Source organism: Mycobacterium gordonae, from assembly GCF_001417955.2.
Lineage (GTDB): Bacteria > Actinomycetota > Actinomycetes > Mycobacteriales > Mycobacteriaceae > Mycobacterium > Mycobacterium gordonae_B.
The window spans coordinates 1-1,748 of sequence record NZ_LKTM01000169.1 but is presented as its reverse complement, the minus strand read 5'-3'; the positions used below and the strand labels follow the sequence as shown (position 1 = coordinate 1,748).

1 protein-coding gene is annotated in these 1,748 nt (G+C 62.0%); it reads right to left on the bottom strand.

Features of this window, described 5'->3' with window-relative positions; translation table 11 throughout:
* Nucleotides 1-6: 6 nt before the first annotated feature.
* Nucleotides 7-1,641 carry an IS1634 family transposase gene (locus tag AO501_RS14470; protein WP_055578383.1) on the bottom strand — a complete coding sequence of 545 codons (1,635 nt, stop codon included), beginning with the start codon at nucleotides 1,639-1,641 and terminating at the stop codon, nucleotides 7-9.
* Nucleotides 1,642-1,748 lie beyond the last annotated feature (107 nt).

Sequence of the window (1,748 nt, the reverse complement as noted above, 5' to 3'; positions counted from 1 at the left end):
CCTGAGTTAGGTCATTTTTAGTACCCTGTTGGCGATTCCCAGCTGGGTCAGGATTTCGGCTTGGGCTTCTGGGATTTGCGGTGGGAAGGTTTGACTGGTCCCGTTGATGGCGATGGTGGCGCTGCGTAGCGGGCGGAGCTGCTTGACCACGTTCGCGATCGCCAGGCCGGTCTTGTCCTGGATGGCGTGCGCGACGGCCAGGGCGGTGAACACGATGGTCAGGTGTGCCTCGATCGACTCACGAAGGTGGTGAAAGATTGGCCGGGCGGCAAGGTCGTGCTTGGACATCCGAAACGAGCGCTCCACATGCCAGAGCTCGTGGTATTTGGCGATCACCTCTGATGCTGCCATCGTGGCGGCGTCGATATTGGTGACATAGCCTTTGAGCCCGACCAGGTCTCGGGCCCGCTTCAGACTGGCCTCATCGAGGGCGCGGCTGTCACCTTTGACGGTGACGAAGCGGGTGATCTTGGCCTTCTTCTGACCGGCCACAACAGCTTTCGCACGTGCTTCCTGCGCATCAAGGGTCTTTTGATCACGGCGGGCCCGGGCAGCGCGGTATTGCCAGATCGCCCGCCACGCCTTCGGATGAGACTGAGCTGTCCAGACCGGTTCAGCCTTGACCTTGGTGTTGTTGACCACGGTGCCGGCGCGCCGCGGGGTGACCGTATCAATGACCTGCCCATCAGCGAACGCATTGCCGTGCCAATGGAAATGACTATCCAGATCCCCGGGGGCTTTGGTCATACGGGACCCAACGATAAACGAGCATCCCGCCTCATCGAGGGCTTTCAGATTTGTCCACGACAGCATGGCGGCATCGGCGGCGATCACCATTGGCACCCCGGTCAGGTCATGGCGCCCGCGGTAGGCGTCGATGACCTGAACAATTGTGGTGGTCTCGGCGGTGCTGCCCTCAAAACAGCTGACCTCCAACGGAAAACCAGTCCGGTCGACCAGCAGGCCGACCACGATCTGCGGATCGATGCGGCGCTCCTTCGAGTAGCCGACCTTGCGGAAGGTGTCTTCGTTCTCGGACTCGAAGTACAGTGTGGTCACGTCGTAGAGCACCAGGCTCAACGTGCCCCGATCAGCCGAGTGCGCAAAACACTTCTCGGCGATCACATCCCGGTAATCGTCGGTATTGACCAACCGCAGGTGCCGTTGAATCGTGCTATAGGACACCGTATCTGCACCCAGGTCGGTCAGCACTCTGGCCGAATCAAGCTTGCTGGTCGGCTCAACGACCCGGGCGATCACCAAATCCTTGAACACCACATCGGCGAGGGCATGAAAACCCAGCGCGTCGTACACCGCGCCGATCGCCTCATAGAGCAACCGCGAACTGGTGGCCACTGTGCGGCCAGGCCCGGCCACCGCATCAGCGACCGGCTGTTGTTGATCGGGCGGGCGCCAATCGGAAACCTCGTCCAAGCGGGCGACCCGACGGGCCACCTCCAAATCGAGGACCTCCTGCAGCCCGTCGACCAGGCCACGGGCACGCTGCAACAGAACACCCAGCTCAGCATCGGTCCGAGCCGAACCGACGTGCTCGATGATCACGACCTTGCCGGCTTCTTTGCGGACTACCTGCACCGCCACCGCACCCGAGGCAGTGCGCACTTTCCGCACGTACGCCACCGCCCGAACCTACCCGCTTAGTACCCCAAACCACCCCACCGGGCCGCCAAACCAGCAGGTCAGCCAAGTGCCGGTCGGAAAACGCTCCGGAGGTGACCTAATTCAGG